Source organism: Mesorhizobium sp. CA8 (assembly GCF_020164955.1).
In the GTDB taxonomy this organism is placed as follows: Bacteria; Pseudomonadota; Alphaproteobacteria; order Rhizobiales; family Rhizobiaceae; genus Mesorhizobium.
Genome location: NZ_JAIUHG010000052.1, coordinates 2,501 through 6,327, shown reverse-complemented (window position 1 = coordinate 6,327; position 3,827 = coordinate 2,501). Strand labels below are relative to the sequence as shown.

The window sequence follows — 3,827 nt, the reverse complement described above, 5'->3', positions numbered from 1 at the left end:
AAACGGCCCGCGTTGTGCGGGCCGTTTTTTGTGTTTGGTTGCGGGGACAGGATTTGAACCTGTGACCTTCAGGTTATGAGCCTGACGAGCTACCGGGCTGCTCCACCCCGCGTCAACCACGAGCAAGCGTTTGCTTGCGAACACGAGCAAGCGTTTGCTTGCGTCCTTGGAGGTAAGTTTGATCTTACCTTGTTCAATGGGTCGGCCAAATGAAAGGGCCGCTTGCGCGGCCCGGGTTCCCGTTTGGCGGGCCTTAGATCGTAGAGAGAAGATTTGTCTTCATCCGGATCCTGTGGATCTGGGTGTGAGCTGAACATGCGCTTTGCAGACCTGGCAGCGACCTACTCTCCCGCGTCTTGAGACGAAGTACCATCAGCGCTGGAGCGTTTCACGGCCGAGTTCGGAATGGGATCGGGTGCAGCCGCTCCGCCATAACCACCAGGTCGGCAAAACGCATGTTCAAATCGAGAAGCTGTTTGAGCGAATAACCAATAGTGAGTAGCGAATAGGGAGCCCTATTTGCTGCCTTCTCTAAGCTGTTCGCTGATCTTTGTTGTGCCTTTGACGTTCTTCAGCCTGGCGCCCTTCGAAGCGAAGCTTCGCAAGGCCGACCGGCCGTCGGCGCTGATGCGCCGCACCCACGTAGCGCCGCCCGTAGGGCGGAACAAGCGTGAGTGAGAATGGCGACAATCCTTCGGATTGCGCCTTGATGGATATAAGTAATGAGAACGATCAAGCCTATCGAACTATTAGTACCGGTAAGCTTCAAGCGTTGCCGCTCTTCCACACCCGGCCTATCAACGTGGTCGTCTTCCACGGTTCTCAGGGAATACTCGTTTCAAGGTGGGTTTCCCGCTTAGATGCCTTCAGCGGTTATCCCGTCCGGATATAGCTACCCTGCAATGCGGCTGGCGCCACAACAGGTCCACCAGAGATCCGTCCATCCCGGTCCTCTCGTACTAGGGACAGATCCTTTCAATATTCCTACACCCACGGCAGATAGGGACCGAACTGTCTCACGACGTTCTGAACCCAACTCACGTACCGCTTTAAATGGCGAACAGCCATACCCTTGGGACCTGCTCCAGCCCCAGGATGCGATGAGTCGACATCGAGGTGCCAAACAACCCCGTCGATATGGACTCTTGGGGGTCATCAGCCTGTTATCCCCGGCGTACCTTTTATCCGTTGAGCGATGGCCCTTCCACGCGGGACCACCGGATCACTATGACCGACTTTCGTCTCTGCTCGACTTGTCAGTCTCGCAGTCAGGCAGGCTTATGCCATTGCACTCAGCGAACGATTTCCGACCGTTCTGAGCCCACCATCGCGCGCCTCCGTTACTCTTTAGGAGGCGACCGCCCCAGTCAAACTACCCACCATACATTGTCCCGGACCCGGATAACGGGCCGCGGTTAGACATCCATAGTGATAAGGGTGGTATTTCAAGGGTGGCTCCACCTGAGCTGGCGCCCAGGCTTCAAAGCCTACCACCTATCCTACACATGCCACTACGAATGCCAATGTAAAGCTATAGTAAAGGTGCACGGGGTCTTTCCGTCTAACCGCAGGAACCCCGCATCTTCACGGGGAATTCAATTTCACTGAGTCTATGCTGGAGACAGCGGGGAAGTCGTTACGCCATTCGTGCAGGTCGGAACTTACCCGACAAGGAATTTCGCTACCTTAGGACCGTTATAGTTACGGCCGCCGTTTACTGGGGCTTCGATTCAGAGCTTGCACCCCTCCTCTTAACCTTCCAGCACCGGGCAGGCGTCAGACCCTATACGTCGCCTTGCGGCTTCGCAGAGCCCTGTGTTTTTGATAAACAGTCGCTACCCCCTGGTCTGTGCCACCCTCCTCTGCTTGCGCAGAAAAGGGTCACGCTTCTTCCGAAGTTACGCGTGCAATTTGCCGAGTTCCTTCAGCATAGTTCTCTCAAGCGCCTTGGTATACTCTACCTGACCACCAGTGTCGGTTTCGGGTACGGTCTATAAGGAGGAGCTATTTCCTGGAACCACTCCGCTGCCCGTTCAATCCGATAAGATTGGACAACTTGTGTGATCCGTCACTACCTCCAGGCCCACGAATATTAACGTGGTTCCCATCGACTACGCGTTTCCGCCTCGTCTTAGGGGCCGGCTAACCCTGCTCAGATTAACTTTAAGCAGGAACCCTTGGTCTTTCGGCGGGGGAGTCTCTCACTCCCCTTACGTTACTCATGTCAGCATTCGCACTTCTGATACCTCCACCGCCCCTCACGGGTACGACTTCATCAGCTTACAGAACGCTCCGCTACCGCTCGTGATTGCTCACGAACCCTAAGCTTCGGTGTATGGCTTTAGCCCCGTTACATTTTCGGCGCAAAGACCCTTATTTAGACCAGTGAGCTGTTACGCTTTCTTTAAATGATGGCTGCTTCTAAGCCAACATCCTGGTTGTTTTGGGATCCTCACATCCTTTCCCACTTAGCCATAACTTGGGGACCTTAGCTGTAGGTCAGGGTTGTTTCCCTTTTCACGACGGACGTTAGCACCCGCCGTGTGTCTGCCGACTAGTACTCCCAGGTATTCGGAGTTTGGTTAGGTTTGGTAATCCGGTGAGGACCCCTAGCCCATCCAGTGCTCTACCCCCTGGGGTATTCGGTCGACGCTCTACCTAAATAGATTTCGCGGAGAACCAGCTATTTCCGAGTTTGATTGGCCTTTCACCCCTAGCCACAAGTCATCCCGAACTATTGCAACAGTTATGGGTTCGGTCCTCCAGTAAGTGTTACCTTACCTTCAACCTGCTCATGGCTAGATCACTCGGTTTCGGGTCTAATGCGACGAACTGAACGCCCTGTTCAGACTCGCTTTCGCTGCGCCTACACCTAGCGGTTTAAGCTTGCTCGTCACACTAAGTCGCTGACCCATTATACAAAAGGTACGTGGTCACCCTTGCGGGCTCCCACTGTTTGTAGGCAATCGGTTTCAGGTACTCTTTCACTCCCCTTGTCGGGGTGCTTTTCACCTTTCCCTCACGGTACTAGTTCGCTATCGGTCATGCACGAGTACTTAGGCTTGGAAGGTGGTCCTCCCAATTTCAGACAGGATTTCACGTGTCCCGCCTTACTCGAGGACGAATGATCGCATTACGCGTACGGGGCTGTCACCCGCTATGGCCCTACTTTCCAGAAGGTTCCGCTTGTCTCTCAATCGCCACTGGCCTGGTCCGGGTTCGCTCGCCACTACTTCCGGAGTCTCGGTTGATGTCCTTTCCTACGGGTACTTAGATGTTTCAGTTCCCCGCGTTCGCCACTTTATCCCTATGTATTCAGGATAAGTTACCTATTAGCGATACTTGGAAACCACAGCGGCAAAAGCACAACCTCAAAGAGATCGTCCCTGCCGCTCTGATTTTCCAAGTACCTTAGGTGGGTTTCCCCATTCGGAAATCTACGGATCAAAGGGTATTCGCACCTCCCCGTAGCTTATCGCAGCGTATCACGTCCTTCATCGCCTGTGCATGCCAAGGCATCCACCAATTGCCCTTAAGACACTTGATCGTTCTCATTGCCAATACCCATCGCGCGATCTCGAAGAGATCGTCGCATAAGCGCAATCCCGAAGGGATTGTCGCCTGAGCCAGATCCTGTGCGGGATCTCGCTTCAATGGAATTGGCACAAAAAGACCAGCTTCTCGAGATCGGTTCGAGGGCGCGGTTAGGCAAACCCATCATATGCAAGGGATTGAGCGTCCCTTGCGACAAATCATGGCCCTTTCGGGACCCATGAAGTTCGAACAAATCTTCTCTTTACGATGTCAAACAGAACAGGCGCAGAGCC

1 tRNA gene and 2 rRNA genes are annotated in these 3,827 nt (G+C 54.0%); all 3 read right to left on the bottom strand.

What is annotated here, in order from left to right:
• Positions 1–35: 35 nt before the first annotated feature.
• Positions 36–112: transfer RNA gene (locus LB553_RS30345), tRNA-Met, on the bottom strand.
• Positions 113–328: 216 nt separating this feature from the next.
• Positions 329–443 (bottom strand): 5S ribosomal RNA (rrf, locus tag LB553_RS30340).
• Between the two features lie 285 nt (positions 444–728).
• Positions 729–3,547 (bottom strand): 23S ribosomal RNA (locus tag LB553_RS30335).
• Between the last annotated feature and the right edge of the window lie 280 nt (positions 3,548–3,827).